General features: G+C 54.2%; 16 protein-coding genes and 1 pseudogene. 6 read left to right on the forward strand and 11 right to left on the reverse strand.

Annotated elements, in window-relative coordinates; all coding sequences use genetic code 11:
• Positions 1-648 (reverse strand): AAA domain-containing protein, encoded by a 648-nt coding sequence (locus T8A63_RS16275; protein WP_322344433.1) that lies wholly within the window; start codon positions 646-648, stop codon positions 1-3.
• Positions 649-752: 104 nt separating this feature from the next.
• On the opposite strand from T8A63_RS16275, the gene T8A63_RS16280 reads away from it, so the two are divergent.
• Positions 753-1,844, forward strand: a complete 1,092-nt coding sequence (locus T8A63_RS16280; RefSeq protein WP_067931132.1) for an IS630 family transposase — start codon at positions 753-755, stop codon at positions 1,842-1,844.
• A 12-nt stretch (positions 1,845-1,856) separates the two neighbouring features.
• On the opposite strand, the gene T8A63_RS16285 is transcribed toward T8A63_RS16280, so the two are convergent.
• Positions 1,857-2,363, reverse strand: a complete 507-nt coding sequence (locus T8A63_RS16285) for a hypothetical protein (RefSeq protein WP_322344434.1) — start codon at positions 2,361-2,363, stop codon at positions 1,857-1,859.
• A gap of 278 nt (positions 2,364-2,641) precedes the next feature.
• Between T8A63_RS16285 and T8A63_RS16290 the strand changes: the two genes are divergently transcribed.
• Entirely contained in the window at positions 2,642-3,685 is a 1,044-nt protein-coding gene (locus tag T8A63_RS16290; protein ID WP_174857890.1) for an IS5 family transposase, read from the forward strand.
• Positions 3,686-4,124: 439 nt separating this feature from the next.
• The gene (locus T8A63_RS16295) at positions 4,125-5,168 is read left to right on the forward strand and encodes an IS5 family transposase (protein ID WP_174857890.1); all 1,044 of its coding nucleotides are present in this window, start codon (positions 4,125-4,127) and stop codon (positions 5,166-5,168) included.
• A 138-nt stretch (positions 5,169-5,306) separates the two neighbouring features.
• Here T8A63_RS16295 and T8A63_RS16300 read toward each other — a convergent pair.
• The 8 genes and pseudogenes from T8A63_RS16300 to T8A63_RS16335 form a co-directional block, all read right to left on the reverse strand.
• Positions 5,307-6,776, reverse strand: a pseudogene (locus T8A63_RS16300) (NERD domain-containing protein kinase family protein); the annotation flags it as partial.
• Positions 6,777-6,817: 41 nt separating this feature from the next.
• A complete protein-coding gene (gene tnpC / locus T8A63_RS16305; protein WP_322344435.1) occupies positions 6,818-8,410 on the reverse strand; it encodes an IS66 family transposase in 1,593 nt (530 codons plus the stop codon).
• Between the two features lie 55 nt (positions 8,411-8,465).
• Positions 8,466-8,819: an IS66 family insertion sequence element accessory protein TnpB gene (gene tnpB / locus T8A63_RS16310; RefSeq protein WP_322344436.1), complete on the reverse strand. Its 354-nt coding sequence runs from the start codon at positions 8,817-8,819 to the stop codon at positions 8,466-8,468.
• Positions 8,813-9,220 carry a transposase gene (locus T8A63_RS16315; protein WP_322344437.1) on the reverse strand — a complete coding sequence of 136 codons (408 nt, stop codon included), beginning with the start codon at positions 9,218-9,220 and terminating at the stop codon, positions 8,813-8,815. Before T8A63_RS16315 ends, tnpB begins: the two co-directional genes overlap by 7 nt.
• A 330-nt stretch (positions 9,221-9,550) precedes the next feature.
• Positions 9,551-13,213, reverse strand: coding sequence for an AAA family ATPase (locus tag T8A63_RS16320; protein WP_322344438.1), 3,663 nt, complete (start codon positions 13,211-13,213; stop codon positions 9,551-9,553).
• Between the two features lie 60 nt (positions 13,214-13,273).
• Positions 13,274-15,814 (reverse strand): DEAD/DEAH box helicase family protein, encoded by a 2,541-nt coding sequence (locus T8A63_RS16325; protein WP_322344439.1) that lies wholly within the window; start codon positions 15,812-15,814, stop codon positions 13,274-13,276.
• Positions 15,807-17,429 (reverse strand): Eco57I restriction-modification methylase domain-containing protein, encoded by a 1,623-nt coding sequence (locus T8A63_RS16330; protein WP_322344440.1) that lies wholly within the window; start codon positions 17,427-17,429, stop codon positions 15,807-15,809. Before T8A63_RS16330 ends, T8A63_RS16325 begins: the two co-directional genes overlap by 8 nt.
• Positions 17,426-17,989 carry a hypothetical protein gene (locus tag T8A63_RS16335; RefSeq protein WP_322344441.1) on the reverse strand — a complete coding sequence of 188 codons (564 nt, stop codon included), beginning with the start codon at positions 17,987-17,989 and terminating at the stop codon, positions 17,426-17,428. Before T8A63_RS16335 ends, T8A63_RS16330 begins: the two co-directional genes overlap by 4 nt.
• A 1,063-nt stretch (positions 17,990-19,052) precedes the next feature.
• Here T8A63_RS16335 and T8A63_RS16340 point away from each other — a divergent pair.
• The gene (locus T8A63_RS16340; RefSeq protein WP_322344442.1) at positions 19,053-19,385 is read left to right on the forward strand and encodes a DUF6880 family protein; all 333 of its coding nucleotides are present in this window, start codon (positions 19,053-19,055) and stop codon (positions 19,383-19,385) included.
• 135 nt (positions 19,386-19,520) lie between these two features.
• Entirely contained in the window at positions 19,521-19,817 is a 297-nt protein-coding gene (locus T8A63_RS16345) for a transposase (protein ID WP_322345759.1), read from the forward strand.
• Between the two features lie 586 nt (positions 19,818-20,403).
• Here the strand turns inward: T8A63_RS16345 and T8A63_RS16350 are convergent.
• Positions 20,404-20,574: a ribbon-helix-helix protein, CopG family gene (locus T8A63_RS16350; protein WP_322344443.1), complete on the reverse strand. Its 171-nt coding sequence runs from the start codon at positions 20,572-20,574 to the stop codon at positions 20,404-20,406.
• A 113-nt stretch (positions 20,575-20,687) separates the two neighbouring features.
• Here T8A63_RS16350 and T8A63_RS16355 point away from each other — a divergent pair, with 113 nt between their 5' ends.
• The gene (locus T8A63_RS16355; RefSeq protein WP_322344444.1) at positions 20,688-21,206 is read left to right on the forward strand and encodes a hypothetical protein; all 519 of its coding nucleotides are present in this window, start codon (positions 20,688-20,690) and stop codon (positions 21,204-21,206) included.
• Positions 21,207-21,213 lie beyond the last annotated feature (7 nt).

A 21,213-nucleotide genomic window follows, 5' to 3' on the forward strand; every position in this document is an offset into this window, starting at 1 on the left:
TCAGAGCACTAGCGATTTTCCAGCGATACGAATTCGGTCTTTAAAGGAAGCCGAAAACCGATCTTTGAGAGATTGCTCCAAATTTCGTGCGAAATACTGTTGAAGTTCGCCCGTGGCGTCCACTGTATTTGCACCCACCCGGAAGACACTTGGCTTCTCCCCCTCATTGGCAAAATGCTTTATTACACCTTCAATAGCAGTGTTAACGGCTTCATGGGATTGGCTACTTAACAAGACGCTTCGCGCTAGCCCATGAGTAAGGGCATAATGAGCAAGGGCGGCAATAAACCGCGTCTTGCCAGTTCCAGGGGGGCCTTGGACAAGGCTCAATGGCCTCTTTGAAATCACACCCCTCAATGCCAGTTCTTGTTCCTCGTTCAATTGATAGGACGCAATCAGGTCATTATCTGGGACCCATGAAAAGTTGGTTGGTATAGAGTTTCTCTGGGGATCAAAAGCGGAGACCAAGTCGGCCGTACGTCCGCTGCCTTGTAGTACTTTATCAACGGCATCTTTGCGACGCTTCAAGCTTTCCGACGTGAAGAAGCTTTCAAACCGCAAGCGTGTTCCGGCTTCAATCCTCAAGCTGGCCTTTTCCCAAAAGGAATCAACGTAAACACAATCTCTTCTGGACTGCCGTACATCCAACTGCCCTATCTTCGCCCACCTTCCAGCTTTGGTTTCTTTTTCAACTAGTGTTCTCCACCTGACAGGAGATTCCCATCGGCAACGTGATGTGCCATATTTGAGGCATGAGACGCCATGACATCTGCCTTTACCTTGGCCCCGCCGACCGTACTGAGCTTCAAGCCCTGATCAGCAACCGCAACACTGCGCGCAAGCTTGTCTGGCGGGCCGAGATCGTCCTGGCCACAGCGGACGGTCATGGCACGTTCGAGATTATGCGACGCGCGGGCACGTCGAAACCCACGGTCTGGCGCTGGCAGCAGCGGTATCTCGATGAGGGCGTGGCCGGTCTCAAGCGTGACAAGACGCGACCCTCGCGGGTGCCGCCTTTGCCCGTGGAAACAAGGCTGAAGGTGATCGCCAAGACGGTGCAGGAAACCCCGCCCAATGCAACGCACTGGAGCCGCGCGCTAATGGCCGAAGCCATGGGCATCTCGCCGTCGAGCGTCGGCCGCATCTGGGCAGAAGCTGGCTTGAAGCCGCATCTCACGAAGGGGTTCAAGGTCTCGAACGACCCAAAGTTCGAGGAGAAGGTCACCGATATCGTCGGGCTCTACCTCGACCCGCCAGACCGTGCCGTGGTGCTCTGCGTCGATGAGAAATCCCAGATCCAGGCGCTGGATCGCACCCAGCCCGGACTGCCGCTCAAGAAGGGCCGTGCCGCGACCGTAACGCACGATTACAAACGCCATGGCACGACCACGCTGTTTGCTGCGCTGGATGTGAAATCAGGCACCGTCATTGGCGATTGCATGCCACGCCATCGTGCGCAGGAGTTCCTGAAATTCCTCCGACAGATCGACAAGGCTGTGCCCACGCGGCGCGATGTGCATCTGGTGCTCGACAACTACGCCACCCACAAGACGCCTGAGGTAAAGGCCTGGCTCGAAAAGCATCCGCGCTTCAAGCTGCACTTCACGCCCACCAGCGCGTCATGGCTGAACCTGGTGGAGCGCTTCTTTGCCGAGATCACATCAAGGCGCATCCGGCGCGGCAGCTATTCCAGCGTCGATGATCTTGAGGCCGCGATCTACGACTATCTGGCCCACCACAACGAGAAGCCAAGGCCCTTCAAATGGACCAAAACCGCAGAGGATATCCTCACCCGGGAACGTCGCGCGCTGGACAAGCTCGATGAAACTCGCGGAAACAGGTAGGAAGTGTCAGACTCAGAGCACTAGTACAGTGTCTTCACGATCAAACTCAATCTGGCCCAAGTCTAAACTAAAAGGGACGGCTGTCATTTTAAGGCGCTCATCGAACCAACTATCGGCTGTCGTATCCCCCTCAATGGAAAGTTGGCTCTCTACGTCAATGAGCTTTTTCCAAAGCTCCGGCACATCGACATCTGTCGATGGCGATAGGCCTTCACCTACTGATACCTTTTCTGCCGCGGCTTTTTCTACAAGAGCGTCCGTCTCATCGTCTGTCGACCTAACTAGTTCATCGTCCGTCTCTACGGCGCTCGGTGTCGTCACGTTTCTAAGTAGGTTTCGCAGATCGTAGCGTTCGATGAGATTGCTCAGTGAACCAAAGCTGTCCCGCGTGTTTTCCTGGACGCTAACATGCAACTCACAACGGAAAAATTCACTTTTCTCGTTTCTTATCAGGTTTTCCTGTGAAACCTTTTGCCTCTTGGCCCATTGAACTTCCCAATCTGGTGACAAGGCAATCATTAACTCTTCGTTGGCCCCACGCAGGTGTATGAACTCAATGTCTCGGTTTCTCGATACACGGTGCCGGAAGAAGAAATGGCCTTCATCAGGCTCGATTGGACCAGTCCCAGCATTCCGGATCGAAATATCCAGCCTCTGCACTTCATCGGCAGGGCTTACAGGATTTTCTATCTCATTAATTTGATCAATTATTTTCTCTTGAGGGCACCTCTAAAAATTGCCCCAACCCCGGTGCTGCGTTATCTTTGATGGGACGAACCGGCACAGGGGAGACGGCAATGACGCAGATGGGTTTCTTTGATCTTTCCGACCGCTATGCGAGCCTTGACGCGAAGAAGGACCCATTGGTTGAGATCGATGCGGTCGTGCCGTGGGAGGAGTTTCGTTCTATTTTGGATGAGGTTTGGCGCAAGCCTGATGCGGAGCGCAAGTCGCGCGCAGGCCGCAAGCCGATGGACACTGTGCTGATGTTCAAGACGCTGGTGCTGAGCGCACTCTACAACCTGTCGGACGATCAGATCGAATATCAGGTCCGTGACCGGCTGTCCTTTATGAGGTTTCTGGGACTTAGCCTTGCGGACCGGGTGCCGGATGCAAAGACGGTGTGGCTGTATCGCGATGCGCTGGCGCAGGCGGGCAAGGTGGAAGAGCTGTTTCGTCAATTTGACGGGTATTTGGCGCGGCAGGGGTATATCGCTCGGGGTGGGCAAATTCTTGATGCCTCTATTGTGGCGGTGCCGCGCAATCACAACACGCGCGACGAGAACGCGTCAATCAAGAAGGGCGAGAACCCCGAGCATTGGGAAAACAAGCCCGCCAAGCGCAGCCAGAAGGACGTGGACGCGCGCTGGACGAAAAAGCACGGCAAGAGCCATTACGGCTACAAGAACCATGTGAACGTCGACCGAAAGCACAAGCTGGTCCGGCGCTATCACGTCAGCGATGCCGCGCTGCATGACAGTCAAGCGGTGGATCACCTGCTGATGCGAGGCAATACCGGCTCCGGTGTGTGGGCGGATGCGGCCTATCGGTCCGAGGAGACGGAGGCGAAATTGCGCGCGCGGAAGCTGAAAAGTCACATCCACCGTAAGGGGAAACGCGGCAAACCTCTCACAGATCAGGCCAAGGGCAGCAATCGGACCAAATCCACCGTTCGGGTCCGGGTGGAACATGTATTCGGCGCACAGACCAACGACATGGGTGGCACCCTTGTGCGTAGCATTGGTCTGGTGCGAGCCAAGGCTAGGATCGGGATGAAGAACCTCGCATATAACATGCGACGCCTCGTTCAACTGCGCCGCATCAACCCGTGTCCGGCGTGAATACCGGGCGATCCAAGAACCGATCACGCGTCAAAGCATGACAAACAAGGCTTGAAGGCCGCAATACAGCGGTTGCGAGGCTCTGCCAATTGCCAGACGAAAGCCACGATCCTGCTTCAGGCCGCCCGCGCCGCCAAACTACCAAAAATTGTTCAAAAATCGAGGTGCCCATGAGTAATGCCGAATAGGGGCTATTCCTTTTGGCTGGTCGGCAATCATATTTTTGGCTTGCTCCAAGAATGACAGTATTTTCGGAGAGTTCTTTCCTAAGTCGCCAATTGCTGCTTGTTTCCACATTTTGACAAGAAGCTTTCTTCCTGCATGCTCTGTGATCCAAGCTTCCAAAGCGTTTGTTTCACATATGGGCACCTCTAAAAATTGCCCCAACCCCGGTGCTGCGTTATCTTTGATGGGACGAACCGGCACAGGGGAGACGGCAATGACGCAGATGGGTTTCTTTGATCTTTCCGACCGCTATGCGAGCCTTGACGCGAAGAAGGACCCATTGGTTGAGATCGATGCGGTCGTGCCGTGGGAGGAGTTTCGTTCTATTTTGGATGAGGTTTGGCGCAAGCCTGATGCGGAGCGCAAGTCGCGCGCAGGCCGCAAGCCGATGGACACTGTGCTGATGTTCAAGACGCTGGTGCTGAGCGCACTCTACAACCTGTCGGACGATCAGATCGAATATCAGGTCCGTGACCGGCTGTCCTTTATGAGGTTTCTGGGACTTAGCCTTGCGGACCGGGTGCCGGATGCAAAGACGGTGTGGCTGTATCGCGATGCGCTGGCGCAGGCGGGCAAGGTGGAAGAGCTGTTTCGTCAATTTGACGGGTATTTGGCGCGGCAGGGGTATATCGCTCGGGGTGGGCAAATTCTTGATGCCTCTATTGTGGCGGTGCCGCGCAATCACAACACGCGCGACGAGAACGCGTCAATCAAGAAGGGCGAGAACCCCGAGCATTGGGAAAACAAGCCCGCCAAGCGCAGCCAGAAGGACGTGGACGCGCGCTGGACGAAAAAGCACGGCAAGAGCCATTACGGCTACAAGAACCATGTGAACGTCGACCGAAAGCACAAGCTGGTCCGGCGCTATCACGTCAGCGATGCCGCGCTGCATGACAGTCAAGCGGTGGATCACCTGCTGATGCGAGGCAATACCGGCTCCGGTGTGTGGGCGGATGCGGCCTATCGGTCCGAGGAGACGGAGGCGAAATTGCGCGCGCGGAAGCTGAAAAGTCACATCCACCGTAAGGGGAAACGCGGCAAACCTCTCACAGATCAGGCCAAGGGCAGCAATCGGACCAAATCCACCGTTCGGGTCCGGGTGGAACATGTATTCGGCGCACAGACCAACGACATGGGTGGCACCCTTGTGCGTAGCATTGGTCTGGTGCGAGCCAAGGCTAGGATCGGGATGAAGAACCTCGCATATAACATGCGACGCCTCGTTCAACTGCGCCGCATCAACCCGTGTCCGGCGTGAATACCGGGCGATCCAAGAACCGATCACGCGTCAAAGCATGACAAACAAGGCTTGAAGGCCGCAATACAGCGGTTGCGAGGCTCTGCCAATTGCCAGACGAAAGCCACGATCCTGCTTCAGGCCGCCCGCGCCGCCAAACTACCAAAAATTGTTCAAAAATCGAGGTGCCCATATGAAGTCCTCAATCAGAGGAAACATTCGAGCAGCTTGCATTTGTGATTTTATTGGCGAGTGTTCGATCTCGATTTTTTCGATTATCTTCGTGCTAGATGGCGAGGTCGCTGTTGCTTTGTTAAACAAAGAAAGGGCATCGCTGCACGTGCGAATTCTATTGTTAGGATCATGCTCGAGAACTGCACTAAACCATCCATGTAGATTTGCATGGCAATTATCTAAATCTACGTTTGAGTTCCAATCAGGTGGATTACCTTCGGGAGCGTGTCCAAATAAAACTGAATGGACTGCTACACCAACCAAAAATACATCTCGCCGTTGTGGAGAAGAATGTACGTCCAAGATAATTTCCGGCAAAGTGACACTTGAGAGAAACTGATAGCGGTCTATGCCCAATGAACGACCCTCAGGAGTATGTGCCGCCATCAAATGGGATAATCGAACCGTAGTCGGTACTTCCATCCAAATACTATGGGGGCCGAGGTCTAAATGCGCGGCTCCGCTTTCGTGAAGTGACGCCACGGCAGCCAGCAGCTGTCGAGACATTTCCAACCGCTCTTCAGCACTCAATCGTTCAGCTTCGGTTAGAACAAAATCTGAAAGCCTTTTTTGTTTTTGCCTTCGTTCATAAGCTTCCCAATAGTCGACGGTGCTATCGACATCGTGAGCTGCTGGTGTTAGTAGATACTTTTCTGTGAAACTGTTTCGATCCCGCAACCAGTGGAATACGCTCTTTTCGCGCCCGGCTATCTCGGACCTTCCCTCTTCAGTCTGAAATCGAGAGTTTTCACACTTGGCGAAATCCCACAGTCTCAAAGTTGAAGTGTTGAGAGGTATTTTCTCTTCGTAAGCATCGAATTCTGAATAAATTCCATTGGGGTGTACGAAGGTAGGGGCGTTCTGAGCGAGCAGGCCCTGAAACCTTCGTTGTCCCGGTTGAAAAAAGGGAGAGGACTTTACGTTGAAGAATCGAGTTAAAATTTGCTTCCATTGCCGACCAGAAAAGGAGTCTTTAACGTGATCAAAAGGCACATTTCCAAAGTTATCGCGCAGCTTATTAGGACTATTAGCGATTCTGATGAACAGTTCTAAATCTAGCACGTTGTCTTTCTCAAGATCAGATATGCCGGAGCAATCAGACCTCCCAGCCATCAGAACCAAGCCGATCACTCTCGGAACGGATAGTTCTCGGGTATCTTTCCTGCTTTTCAAGTGGCCCTGCAGCTTTTCAAATACCTTCCTTTGGATCTCAGCTATTTTCTTAACAGGTGATCCGCCGCGGTCTTTTCCATTTTGAAACCAATTACCTTCTCTAGACTCGACCGTTCCATACCAATCCTTTACATCGATCACAAAAATGTAGTGGTCAGCAACAATCACGAGATCAACTTCTCTGGTTATTCCTCTTCCCAGAACTAATTCCAAATTTGAATAAGCATACCATTTTGTAAGCGGCGGCTATGCGGCACTTGAGATCAGCTTGACGGCTGGAAATTCCACGGAAGTAGGTCGTCGATGCGATTGGCCGGATGGCCTGCTGCAATCGCTTCGAGGGTGGCCTTGAGATATGCGAACGGTTCGACATCATTGACCTTCGCAGTCGCTATGAGAGATGCGATGCGGCCCCAGGCGTGGCCACCTTCGTCGTGACCGGCAAAAAGCGCGTTCTTTCGGGTCAATGCAATTGTTCGGATCAGGTTCTCGACTGCATTGGAGTCGATCTCAACCCGGCCGTCGTGCAGGAAGGTCTGCAGCCCGCTCCACTGCCGATGGATATAGGTCAACTTCTCGCCGAGACGGGACTTCGAGGAGATCCGGCGCCGTTGGCTCTGAAGCCACTCGCCGAACTCTGCCATCAATGGTGCCGTGCGGGCCTGACGTGCCGAGAGGCGCTGACCCGGACCCATCCCACGGATCTCGCCTTCAATGCGGTAGAACTCTGCGATCCGACGCAGCCCTTCTGCGGCGATCTCTGAGCCGTCTCGATCAAAGACCTCTTTCAGCTTGCGGCGTGCGTGTGCCCAACAATACGCGACAGTGATCGGCGCGCCACCTTTCCGCGACGGGCGCGTGAGCCGGTTGTAGCCAGCATAGCCGTCCAGTTGCAGAGTGCCGTCAAAGCCCCGCAATATCTGTTCTGCATTCTGCCCTGCACGACCCGGGGCATAAGTGAAGACAACGCCTGGCGGATCATCTCCACCCCATCCTCGGTCGTCGCGCGCCAGTGCCCAAAGGTATCCTGTCTTCGTGCGGCCTCGACCTGGGTCCAGAACGGGGGCCGTTGTCTCATCCATAAATAGCTTGCCGGACTTCTTTAGATGCTCAGCCAAGCGGTCCACGACAGGGCTCAGATGGAAAGCCGCTGTGCCGACCCAATCGGCCAAAGTGCTGCGGTGGATATCGATGCCGGAGCGGGCAAGGATTTGGCTTTGACGATACAACGGCAAGTGGTCTGAGAATTTGCTGACAAGCACATGTGCGATGGCGCCCTCAGTCGGCAACCCGCCTTCGATCAGATGCGCAGGCGCCGGGGCCTGCGTGATACCTTCAGCGCAGGAACGGCAAGCATATTTGGGGCGAACGGTGACGATGACACGCAGCTGCGCTGGAATGATATCCAGCCGCTCGGTGCGGTCTTCGCCTATACGGTGCATCTCGCCACACCCGCAGGGGCAGTTCAAACTCTGAGGCTCGTCCACCCGCTCAACCCGTGGAAGGTCTTCGGGAAGATTGCCACGGTTGCGTCGGGCAGCTTTGCGAGGCCGTGCCTCTGAGGGCGTCTGCTCAGCTTGCTGAGTCTCAACTTCAGCGACGGCAACCTCAAGGTCTTCAAAAGCCAGCTGCCGTTCATCCTCGCTTAACTTCTCCGAGCGCTTGCCATGTGTGGCGTTCTTGAGCTCGGCAATGAGGTGCTCCAGACGCTTAACCAAAACTTCCAGCTCAGATGTTTTGGTTTGTAGCCCGGTCGTCTCTTGCTTCAGCGATTTGTTCTCGCGCAGCACCGCCAAGACAGCTTCACGCTGGCTCTCGGGGATGGCAGATATATCGATGGGCGGCAGGTCGGACATGCCCGGAGTATAGCTTGATTTACGCCCAAATGGGCAGGCCTTTTGCGCCTCCGAGTCACTCTGCCGCAGCCGGTCTGCGGGGTTCTAAAGAGCGCACCCGGCGCCAGTCCAGCCCTGCAAAAAGCGCCTCGAATTGGGGGCGGTTCAAGGTGATCACGCCATCTCGAATGGCGGGCCAAATGAAGCTGTTCTCCTCAAGTCGCTTGTAGGTCATCACGAGCCCGCTGCCGTCCCAGAACAAAATCTTCATCCTGTCGGCCCGTTTGGCGCGGAATACAAAGACTGTTCCGGTAAAGGGGTCTTGGGCCAATGCCGACTGCACCATCGAAGCCAATCCATCGTGTCCTTTACGGAAGTCCACCGGCCGCGTCGCAACCAATATCCGAACGCCTTGCGATGGTATCAGCATGAAGAAGCATCAAGCGCGTGGGCGATCTCTGCAATCCGAGAGGCAGATGTCTGCAGCGGCAGCTCGATGGCGATCTCTCCAAAGATCAATCTGATCGCCTCATTCGGAACAGTCAGAGCTTCTGTGGCCTCTTCCGGCCCAGCAGAGACCACCAGTGGAGCGAAGAGCGGCGCGTCGGCATCCGGCGCGGGTAGCAACAGCTTTCCTTGCTTGGCCTGTCGACGCCAGGCCGATAGTTGGTTCGGAAGGATGCCATATCGCTTAGCAACAGCGTTCACCGTTGCACCGACCTCAAGCGTCTCCGCCACCGCCTGTGCCTTTGCGGTATCCGACCAACGGCGATGGCCGGACGCATAAATCTCGACGCCAAGCGATCTGAGAAACGAATTTGTAGCGCACATTGCGAAACGCACTCCCCGTCATAAGATGCGTTCGTTCTCGCAGCGCAGATCACACCCTACAACATGCCCCCGGGCCACCGCTTACACCATTTTTCCGGAAGCGCTGCCTTCAAAGCTTCGGCGCATTGTACCTCGCGGACATGAAGTCCGGCCCCGCATGGTGACAGTTTCATTTCAGGATCTCACACTTTATTTTCTAGGCTGCGCCAAGTATTCTTTAAGCCTCAGCGCTGACTACACTTTTTCACTAATATTATCTCGTCTTTACGTATCACTAATTTCGATAAGCTAATGCAGAGGTTTTCTATTTGATTTGGCAAGCGCAAATTCTCAAAGCCTAGATTGCGCACTATTTTTCCGTTCTACGAGCTTCGAGATAAGCTTGGCGCTATCATCGCTCAGATCCGGGCCTTCCTTCGTCGTGACAAGCTGGCCCGGAAACCATTGGTCATACCAGAGCCGCTTGCGTTCCCATCGTTCGGCGTAATTGGCCTGATCAAGCATTCCAAGGTGTTCCCAGAAAGTTGTCTTCCCGCCCGACGTAATCGTGAAGTCTGGCAGGTGCATTGAACCGTCTTTTGCAACCAAAGGACTCTCATATGCAAAGCGAACATCCTTCTCATGTAGAAGATTAGCGATGATCACTTCTGACTTCGATCGCACCATATCACCGCTCAGCGCCTTGTGAATGCGCCCCTCTTCATACCATGATCGGTCCCGCAAGAGTGGGTCAGCCTTGTTTCGCTGAAATAGCCAAGATGAGATGCTCGGCACTTGGGCATTCTCTCTGCGGCGAGCTTTAAGTAGCGATGAGATATCGTCCTTTAGGAGCAGAGTGCAGTGTCCAGTAGCACGGGTTAGGGCAGTATAGACCAACTCCATGGCAAGCGGGCTTTCTGCCTGCGGCAGAACTATGATCGTCTCGTCAAACTCGCTGCCCTGAGCTTTGTGAACCGTAATCGCGTAACCCAACTCGAGGTTCTCGCTGGCACTTACCGTGCCCCACCGGCCGTCAGACCGTTGGATGTCTTTGCCGTATCCAACGTCCAACCCTGGCTTGCGCGCAAATTCTACGGCAAACCGACTTAGTCGTTTACCCCGACCGCTCTTCATACGCACAGCCAAATCTTTAGCGTCCATCCCGGATGGCTTCACCATTCCGATTTCACCATTGAACACTTCAACATCTTGGACCTTACGCAGGTTCCAATCATACGCCGACAGAGGATTGGACCGTGATCGATTTCGAACCTGAATAACTTTATCCCCTAAAGTCAGTCCATCGACGACACCTAGCCTTTCAATCGTGGATGCGTTTCTTCGACGCTGGCACGCTTGATTGAGGTTCTCGACACCATGTGAGCCGCCTCGATGCGGCGTCAGGATTTGAAACGCGGCTGGTCCCTTTGAAAAGGCATCTTTCCACAAAAGATATGGCCTCTCTTCGTCAACTTTCAATCCCGTCTTCAAGGCCATCCGTTGCTCCAGCCGGTTGATCAAAAGCGCGGGAAGCTCTTCAGGCTTGGACCAAAACTCTACTGCGAGGTCTTTATCGATTTCGCCTCCTGCATGTAGTCGCTCAAGCATATCCTTCTGCGCCAATGTGGTCGCCCCGGTGTCGTCTGGACCATCCTGTTCAGCCGACATTTTGTGCCAGGCAGGATTTGCGCGGAACATACCAGCAACCTCAAGCACTGCCGTTCCACGCCCTTCAATCTGATTAAGTAACTGGCGAAGATTTAGTTGCAAACGACCAATTGCCTCGGGGCGCTCGCCTTCGAGCCAACGAATGACATCTGCGAAAACTCGACCCCTGCCGACAGGTGGGAGTTGGCCCTCGTCACCGACGAGCACGAGCCGTTGCACGGTATCCCAGTCAACCATTCGCGCGAAAGCCGCAGCAAGCTCCAAGTCAAGCATTGATGTCTCGTCAACAATAAGCGTTCCAACATCAAGCTTCTTCCCGCCTCGCCGATGAAAGGTCAGATTGTCTGCAAGCCACCCATTGGAAGCTAAAGCTGAATGAATAGTATCGACCTGCGCAGGAACCTTTGCTTCCCGTAGGAGTTCCCGTACCCGATCACCTGCCTTTCCTGTTGGTGTCAGAATTCGGATAGAGGTACCGTCGCCGTCCGTAGATTTGACCGCTCGCACAATTGCCTGGATTACGCTTGTTTTACCTGTTCCCGCTGTTCCCGCGAGTACAGAAAGGGGCTGCCTCAGTAGACGTGCAGCAATCTCTTCCTGCTCTTTTACAGCAGACCCATATTTTTCTGTTGCCTTGCGGGCGAGTGAACTGTCCTCACGGTAGAGCCAGCGGCGCCAAGTGTCCGAAGAGATCGCTCGTCGAAGCGTCATCTCTTCACGGTCGGCAAGGCCAGCGAGAGCTTTTTCGACCGCACGCTCATCTTGATAAACACTGCTTAGGTAGACGACGGCCTCATTCTCGTCAGCACGGAGGGTAAGTGCCTCATCGAGGTAATCCGCCCCCACATCAAAAAAATGCTCGTTCAATTGATGTCGCTTCCAGTCCGGAAGTCGAGCAAGCCGAAAATTTGCTCGCTTAACCAATTCGCTTACCGGAAGAAAGCTATGAACACCTTCACGAAGCAGGCAATCCACCATAAGGGCACGCAGCCGCCGTTCGTCATCAATCTCGAGCTCTTCTGCACCCCGAGGTCCAAGGTCAGGAGATGGTAGCATAGCACGGTCCACTGCAGACCAGGGGATACGATCCGCTGGATCATCACCAATGAAGGCCTCTGACAGGATATAAGGGTTCTCGATAATTCCGCCCACGTCGTGTGGAAGACCGTGCTTGTTCCGGTGTAAGAGAATTTTCTCAATTGTTTCGGCGGGCAGAGAGAGCCGTGATAGTGCCCCCTTTGCTAAAACACGGATACCCTCGGGATGCCGTGCCCACCTATTCTGAAGGTTTCGAACTTTCCGATCTGATAGGAATTCCCCCATTCCAAGTGGATTCTCACCGTCTAGTAAAGAAAAAACTGCGTTATGGGCGGCACTGACGCCCAAACGCAAAGCGATATTTTTCGTATCCGTGATAAGATCCGAGGCACCTAATGCATCAAGGACCGCCATAAGACCTGGATATAAGCCGCGAGCTTTCCATAGTCGTCCGATCGTTTTTTGTAGCCAGTCTTCTCGCGCTTGCCAGTCCTCGCTATCATCGCCCCATTCTTTAAGGAGTCGAACCCGGTCCAAGAATTGTTCAAGTAGGCCGATGGCAGTGTCGTCATCTACGTGACGCGATCCCATTTTGAAGACGCGCTCGTCCTCAGGAACCATCGCAAGTAGAGCCAATTTTTCCGGTTGGTCACGATAGAGATGGTATGGCAGGCGCAATCCGGTTTCCGGGTATGAAGTTGATACTTCTCGCCCCCAGATCATTCCTCCAGCGTAGTTCTCTTCAATATATGGCGTCACGTTGTCGTATGTCATCATATCGCCGATGCCGACTATCTCAGAAACACCCACAATTACAAAACACTGATGGTCCTCAGTGGAGATCGGATTAGATCGATTTGCGTAAGCGAATAAGAGGTTCGCGCCTATGTCCTTGGCAACATCATCAAAGTAGCGTTCCACTTCAGCCCGGCGCTTCGTATTGTCCAACTTGCCATCGGTTCTTATGCTCTCGTCATACATAGCGTCAAAAAACCATGCGCAAACGGTCGCTGGAGGAAGACTCCAAGTCCTGCGATCAGCACCGTCTCGGAAAAAGTCGGGTGGGTCCGAGGCCGCCGGTGCATTGTCCGCGCCGAAAGCATTGTAGCTATAGTTGCAGGGGGGAACATAGTCTCCGAGTTCATTTCCACTCAGGCCTGCTAGTTCTTTTTCTTTAGGCAAATCACGTGTTAAGGCTATCAGATCGCCAGGATAACTCTTGCAACCGATGCAGTAGGCATTTTCCCCCGGTTTCTTACAAATTGCGCCGTTCCAGCCATCATCGTGCCAAGCAATACGTGAGGTCATGTGAGTGGTCATAAGGTCAATTCGCTTCTTCCATTGTATGTCTCGTTCTAGGGTGGCTTCTCAAACAGGGCTTTCGACTACCGTGTTATAAAGCCCGTAGCGCGCCAGTCCCCGATGTGCTGAAATCCCAGTGTATGACAGCGACGCATCCTCATATCTGCGGAACGCAAATACCGCCTGATTCATGTGCTCCGTGTTAAAGACCTTCAATCTAACCAGAAGATGAAAATCAGCCACCGTCAAACCAGTTACGCTTAGAAATAATTTGGGTTCCAACTTTGTAATGACGTTCTGCAATGTGTTTTCACGAAAGTCAGTCAGATACATGAATGCTGGAATCCGGGTTGCGAATTTGACCAGCTTTTCTTGAACTAGTTTACGTTTCGATTTGTAGTCACGTTCTTCGGCTGACAGCTCTTTCTTTTCTTTCGCCGTCAGGCCAGAGGCTGCGGCCTTACCCTTAAGCTCCTTGACCTTCTCGCTCTTGTTGATGATCGTCTCGATCACGTTGTCACCAAGGGCGCGCCAGCCTTCGATGCGCTCAACGGCGGCCAAGGCTTCGGGGTTGTTCATAATCTTGCGCAGGGTGTCATTGTCGACGTTGACCAGCAGCGCGCTTTCCCATTTTCGGGCCAGAAGAGTCGCGGATGTGCCTGCCATGGCGATATCCAAAATGCCGCCCGCGTCGATCTGGGTCATGTTGGCGCCGTCGAAGGCCAGCACGGGCAGAAAGGATACCAGATCCCTGACTGCGTTCTCGGGATTGGCCTCGTTCGGGGACAGGCCGATGGCGTATTCCGACAGTTGGCGCAGGGCGCGCGTTGGGGCGAAGTCGAAAACAAAACAGGCCGGTTTCAGGATATCTTCGCGGTTCGGCTCATCGCCTTCGGGGTTCTTGAGCGTCCACGGGGATTGCACCCGAAACGCCGCCTGAAAATACGTCTCGGGCGATTTCAGGTTCCGCAGCATCAGGATAGAGGACCATTGCGGCACGGTCACGCCTGTCGTCAGTTTGCCGCAGGACAGGACAATGCTCTTGCTCTCGAACCCGCCGCCGATGGCCTTGCGTACCGGCGGGAGGGCGTCGAGCCCGATTCCGGCGGAGGTGCCTGCGGCAACAACGATCTTATATTCATGCCAGAAGGTGTTTTGCCGCTCGGCCAGTAGATGCGCCATCGCATGACAGGCGGCGACGTTGGGCAGAAACCAGAAGGCGTGTTGTAGATAGGGAAGAAGGCGCACATCAGAATAGGGAAAGGGTGGTCTTGTTCCTGATTTGAGCGCATCGACCGCCGTGACCGCATATCGGCCGCGAATAATATCCAACCATTGCTGGACCGCATGCTTGTGCTTGAACGCGGCGTCCTCACCCTTCCCCTCAGCGGCGAAAAATTCGTTCAAATCGAATTCATCGAACTCGCCCGAACTGGCAATTGCCAGAAGCTCGTCCGGCATCTGGTAGGTCAGCAGACGCATTTGCGGCAATGCGCCGTAGGGGTTCCACGCATCGGGGTGGGCGGCGGCAAACTGCGCCTTGGCGCGTTGTTCGTCCGTGTAGGTCCAGTTGAAAATCTGCTCCTCGATGAACTCCCCTGTGGACAGCGCCTTGAACGGCGTGCCGGAAAGGTAGAGATAGGCGCGCGTTTTAATCGGCAGGAATTCAGCCTCGGCATTCGACAAAACGCCGATATCTTCGTTCACCACCTCCAGACCTGCACCATATTCCGTCTTGGCCGCCGTTTTGGAGACAGCTTCATCCTCGCCCTCGAACAGCTCCTTGGCCGTGTCGCGCCATGCGCCAAAATGGTATTCGTCAAACACGACGAGGTCCCAGTTTTCCTTGTGGATCCATTCGTTCTTGGGCTTGATCGTGCCATGCGGGCCGTGGCCCAGAAGGTCCTGAAACGATCCGAAATAGACAACGGGCTTGTCCCTGTCGATCTGAGTCGGGTCGCCGCCGGAAGCTTTGGAGAGGTATTGCCAGCCGTCAAAATCCACATGGCTTTCAAGATCGTTCTGCCATGCATCCTCGACCGCCGGCTTGAACGTCACGACCAGCACCCGTTTAGCGCCCAATTCTTTGGCCAGCTGATAGCTGGTGAAGGTCTTGCCAAAGCGCATCTTGGCGTTCCAGAGAAAGCGTGGCACGGCGGTCTCGTCCTCGCTCCAGCGGGAGAGGTAATAGGCGTGGGTCTGCCGGACCGCCGCCGCCTGTTCATCGCGCATCGCAAACGTCTGGTAGTGCATGCCACCGCGCTTTTGTCCCGTGCGCAGCTCAGTCAGGACGGTTTGCACATCAGCGGTGGTGCAGCGCATCCACTCCAGTTCGGTATTCTCAAAGCCCTTTTTGACCAGCGCTGCGCGGACCTCGTGATCGGAAAATGTCGTGCCATCCTCACGCTCGGCGCGCTCATCCAGCACGATGCGGTAGTTCTTGATCGCGGCGGTTTTGAGCTGTTGCTCCACGCGGGTTTTCACGCCGCGCGCGGTTTGGCCGACTTTCAGCAAACCCTCATGGGCGGCATCCTCAATCGTATAGGCATAGATGCGCGGGCGCGCCTCGGGTTTAGGCGGCAGGATGTCTTCGATGGGCTTATTCATCAGCGGATGCTTCACCCACAGGCATTGGGCGCACGATCTTTTCGACAAAAGCGATCTCGGCGTCCGTCAGCCCGTATTTTTCATACAGGTCCTGATCGGTCCATGTGCGGGACCAGTCCTGCTTCGGCACGAAGGTATAAACCTTGCGGGTAACGTGCTGAGAAGACTTATGCAGGAGGATCAGGAAACGGGTGAAGCGACAGGCGAGATAACTTAACGCGCTTTCCGCCTGCTCTTTGCTGTCGAATGGCCCCATACAGAGATAAGTTTCTGATGAAACGGTTTCGGGGCCAGCCACAAAGGGAGTGCTGATAATTCTGTGCGGATACGTGTCTTTGTTCCCCGTCCCAGGAGCCGCGTAACCAGCGAACAGCTTCCAACTGTCGATAAAGTGCTTGCCGCTCTCAACCTTTTCTCGTGCCACATAACCAACACCACCATTATGATGGACTAGTAAGTCACCTGCCGTCTTCCTCTGCTTCCCTTTGAATGTCGTCGAGAATCCAAATGGTTTACGCGAACTCACAAGGCTGTCGAAACGCTTGGCAGGAGGGATTGCTAGAGCATCAGTCTCCCCAACTTCATGCGCGATCACCTTTTTCAGGATTGAGACGCCCTCGTTAAAGCGAATGAAAATATCATTTCCCTGTTCGAGCAAAGGCCGCTCTGCCTCTGACACGGGCCAGTCCTTGAAATTCGTCTTTACGCGGCATGGGCCACGGCTGTCACGGTTCCACAGGAAATAGCACACGCCACCTTTCAGGCCGACCCCCGGAAACACATCCGCCGCACTCAGATAATCATCAATCGACCGGACACGATCATCGGACAGCATGGATTGACGGAACTCGTCCAACCCCTTGCCACCCGCAAACCAACGGGACGGGATCACCATGCTCAAGTAGCGCGGATCAAGCGCCTTCGCCTGCTCCACAAACTTGTGGTAGATCGGTGCGGCGCTTGTGCCATGCCCCCCATCATCCAACTGATACGGCGGGTTCCCGATGATTACATCAAATTGCATGTCGTCTCCAAACAGCTCGGCCATCCGGGCCTTTATGTCGTCGTTGTGTATAAAGGCATAGGCGTGGGATTCACTGTCCTCCCCACGATCCAGCGTGTCCTGACTGGCGCGGCAGAATTTGCATTTGCCGTTGTCCCAGCTGTGCTCGACACGCTCGAACCAAATGTGGCCCGCTTCGGTGTTGAACCCTTTCGTGACCGAATGTTCACCGTTAGCATGGCGCGAGCAATAGACGCTGCGCCGCGCCAACATCGCCGTCAGCTCCGTGATCCCGATCCCATAAACCTGCCGCGTCAGGATGTGGTCCACGCGGGCTTGCAGATCGGGGATCTGCTCGGCCAGCCCTGCGGTCAGCCGCCGCGTAATCTCGCGCAGGAAGATGCCGGATTTGGTGCAGGGATCGAGGAAGCGGGTCTCGGGATTGGCCCAAAGGTTCGCCCCGCCATTGTCCCGCGCCCAGGCGTTTGCCAGGGTGTCCAGCATCCGGTTCGCAAATTCAGGCGGCGTGAACACCTCGTCATTCGACAAGTTCGCGATGCAGGACAGCACATCAGGGTTGCGCCCGCGCAAGGCAAACTCCGCTTCGCTCATTTAGCCGCTCCTGCCGTGGCCAGATCGCGGATCGTCATCGCGGGGTATGTTTTGACCGGCGTGAAAATCTCGTGCGTCCCGAGCTTCGCAAACAGCGAGTCCTCGGCGCTGAAAGCCGACGACCCCGTCAGCACATCCAGCCGGAAATCCCGCCTCTGGAATTTGCCCTTGCCCAGATAGCCCCACTCCGCAAATGTGATCGGCCGCCCGCCCGTGGTCTGAATCGTCAGCGCATCGCCCTGAAGGATGTTCTCGGACAGCACATAGGCGGCGGCGCGGGTGGCGTCATCGTCGGGGGCGAGGTTCAAATACTCCGCAAAGACCGCCAGCATGTTGGCCTGACACTCCTCGACATTATCCTCCAACAGCTCGATCCCGTAAACGCACATCACCGACAGCAGGGCATATTGGCGCTTGTCGAACTCCGATTTCCCGAACTTTTGCTCAACGCCGGCGAGTTTCCGTTGAAGCACACGGACCACAAAGTTGCCGCTCCCGCAGGCGGGCTCCAGAAATCTCGCGTCAATCCGCTCCGCTTCGCCCTCAACCAGGTCCAGCATGGCGTCCACCATCCATGCTGGAGTAAACACCTCCCCATGGTCGACAACGCGTTTTTTTGATTTGATCAGGCTCATGGGGGAACAATCGCAGAAGCTGAGAGGGTGGCCAAGCGGATCTTTGAAGAATTTCAGGTGAGATCCGGTGCCGTTCGAGAGCAGGAATCGACATCGCGTATGACATATCTCAGGAAATCAGGGCACCTCGATTGGACGCGCATGGAAGATTCTGCGCTTGTTTGATTGACGGCGGCCCTTGTTCAAATAACGTTAAATTCACATCAAACCGCTTAAATTCTAGGTCACCGTTAGAAAATTGGAGGAAAGTGGTATACTTTATGTATTATAACGAAAATGCAATTTCAGTAGAGTTAATTGCCGAATTTCGGTAATTGCTACTAGTGCCTCAGACATCTTTCACATCGCCAACTATCCGTAAAACGGAACTTTTCCGGCCAGCGCTACGACAATATAGGGTTAACCAACAAAAGTGCTCAGCTCAGCGAATTTCTGGAAAAATTCGGGAAGCTAAGGGGAAATTGGAGCAACAGAAAATCTTGAAGGCAGATCAATAAGCCGCAGGGCTATGTCGATACAGACGACGAAATATTTGAAAATTTGGAAGAGTATAACTTTCATCAAACGCCAAACTCAGACAAAACTCAAGTGGAAAAGTATAGCGAGAATATCTAATTTTTTTAAAAGAATAGCCACTCTAGAAAACTTACTAGCATGTAACAGAGTCTCCATTTTGATCAAAAAAAGGCCATTCTATCGGAACATAAACTTTGAAACCGGTCCCGTTTTTGACGAAAATCATTCACAATAAAGTCCAAATGAAACGTGAATGGAACAGTTCAGAAACCTGTGGTTTGCGGCCACAACTGTCATCCTGCAACACGAGGCGGTTGGGTTATAGGCTCGACCCAAGTGCAGTAACCCGTTTCACTAGGAGGCCATCAGCCACCAGATGCGAGCCTATTGCCACTGCGGATCCAACACGCCATCAAATGAGACATAGTTTCCAGCTCAGGAATTCCGATGGCACGCAAACGTTCCCTGTCGATTGAATGCCTCGCTGAACTTGGTGCCAAAAAAACAGGCCGCGTTGGTTCTGGACGAGACGCAAGGCAATGCCGGCTTCAAGCGCCGGGTGAATGCGGCACTCGCGAGCGAGTCCGGTTCGATGGCGATTGCCAGGGTGATCGACCGCAGGTTGGCAGGACTGGACCGCGCCCGCAGCTTTATCGATTGGGATAAGGCCCGCGTTTTTCGCCAGGACTTGAAAGGTCTGTGCGACAGCATCATCAAGGAGCTTGCCCCGGCCGATGTTAGAAACCGCAACAACAGCAATGCTGCGCGCCAAAGCATCTTTGCGACAAGAGCTTGCGGGGCTTGAAAAAAGGTGCGTCAGCTCGGTCAGGACGATCCGGTTTGCTGTCGCCTGATGACGATGCCGGGGATCGGTGCAGTCGTGGCATGAACGTTCCGCGCCGCCGTTGATGATCCGACACGTTCTCGGTCTTCGAAGAGGATCGGTCCCTGGGTCGGTCTGACCCCTTCACGCAACCAGTCCGGCGAACGAGATGTGTCTGGCGGCTTTACAAAGGTTGGTGATGTCAGCCTCAGGCGAGCGTTGTGCCAAGCTGCTAACGTCATGATGAACCGCGGACGCTCGACATGGCTTCGAACTTGGGGGGCTCAGGTTGCGCTGCGCCGAGGCCGCAAGAGTGCTATGGTTGCTCGAGAGTTTCGCACCGCCGACGTTCTGCATCGCCTTTGGGTCGATGGCACTGACTTCATGCCGGATGCTGCACCGAGAGCTACCTGACTGCGCAACACTTCGACCGTTGTCTGCTTGACCGCAGGCTTAGAGGTCTCGCAGGGACGTGGTTGCGGTGATGCCGTGATCTGGACCGCCGCTGACATCAGTCAAGCACGCCTATGGGATGGGCACATCGGAATTACATCGAACCAGCATCATGTTGGCAGCCCAAGCGCTGACCACGAACCGAAGCATGTACCCAAGAACCACAATTAAAAGCATGCGAAACGCAGAGACAATCCAAAACAACCAGAGGGCCGCCTTGACGGATCAGTTTGATTGCGCAAAAACGTTTGACTGGGACGATCCCGTTATCGAAGTCTGGACCCAGACAGAATATGCGAAAAACATTATTCACACACCCGCGATTTTCATTAATTTATATGCATATCATTTTGGAGTGATGCCCTGTTTGGCATCGGTCAACGGTTATCGAAAACCCAATTCGAAAAACTTTATCACATACGGAAATCTTAAAACGACAACGCAAGTCTTGAAAAATCAGAAGAACAAAGACCATCGCGCTAAGCAGTATTCCTAATTCCAGACCAGAACTTCATTATCCTCACACAACGAAGCGCGTCTTCTGTATTCAGGCTTTCGGTTCCAGGATTTCGGCCAGAAGGCGCCGGATCATCTCGGGCCGTGTTGGAAGATCCGGCTCAACACGTCGTCGATCATCAATAGCGTCGATCATCTCGCGCGGCAGTCGAAGCGTCACCGCTTCGGTGTCAAGTTTTGGCCGTCCCATTTTTTTTTGCATAACATCATTTCCTTGCTTGACTTGTTGACTTTATGATGTCATATTGTGCGAATGAAGGCAAGGGGTGCAACCCTCGCCTCCATCCTAATCAATCAGATCCTCAGGAGATCATCATGACTGACCAAACACTTATCACGCCTTTTTTGGCGCATAAAGCTGATCATTCACATTATCCGACACCGCTTGCCACTGAGTTCGCCGCTCTGCTTCCGGCGCTTGCGCGCCATATCGAAGCCGAGCGCGAGATCGAGGATGTCGACATCTGGGATCCGGCTTTCCGCTCCTGGCTGACCGATGCCGAGCATGCGTTCACGGATGTCACCACACATCTTTCGACCATTGCGTCAATCGATCTGACCTGCTCCGACGACAAGCCGCTAAAGCGGATGTCGATGTTGATCGATGCAATGATCGGTTCCGAAGAGCCGCAGACATTTATGCAGTTTTACAGGCTTCTGCCCCGCTTCGAGCACCTGTTCTATTGCGATGGCACCAGCCTGGCCATCCGGCATCGTAATGTCATGCTGAGAACAGCACGGGCACACATCGACACGATGGCGAACCTGCTGACCTATGACAGTGAAGCTACAATCTATGTCGACGAGACACTCGAAGTGCCTCGGTTCGCATAAGCATTCG

It is taken from the genome of Sulfitobacter sp. OXR-159, assembly GCF_034377145.1.
In the GTDB taxonomy this organism is placed as follows: domain Bacteria; phylum Pseudomonadota; class Alphaproteobacteria; order Rhodobacterales; family Rhodobacteraceae; genus Sulfitobacter.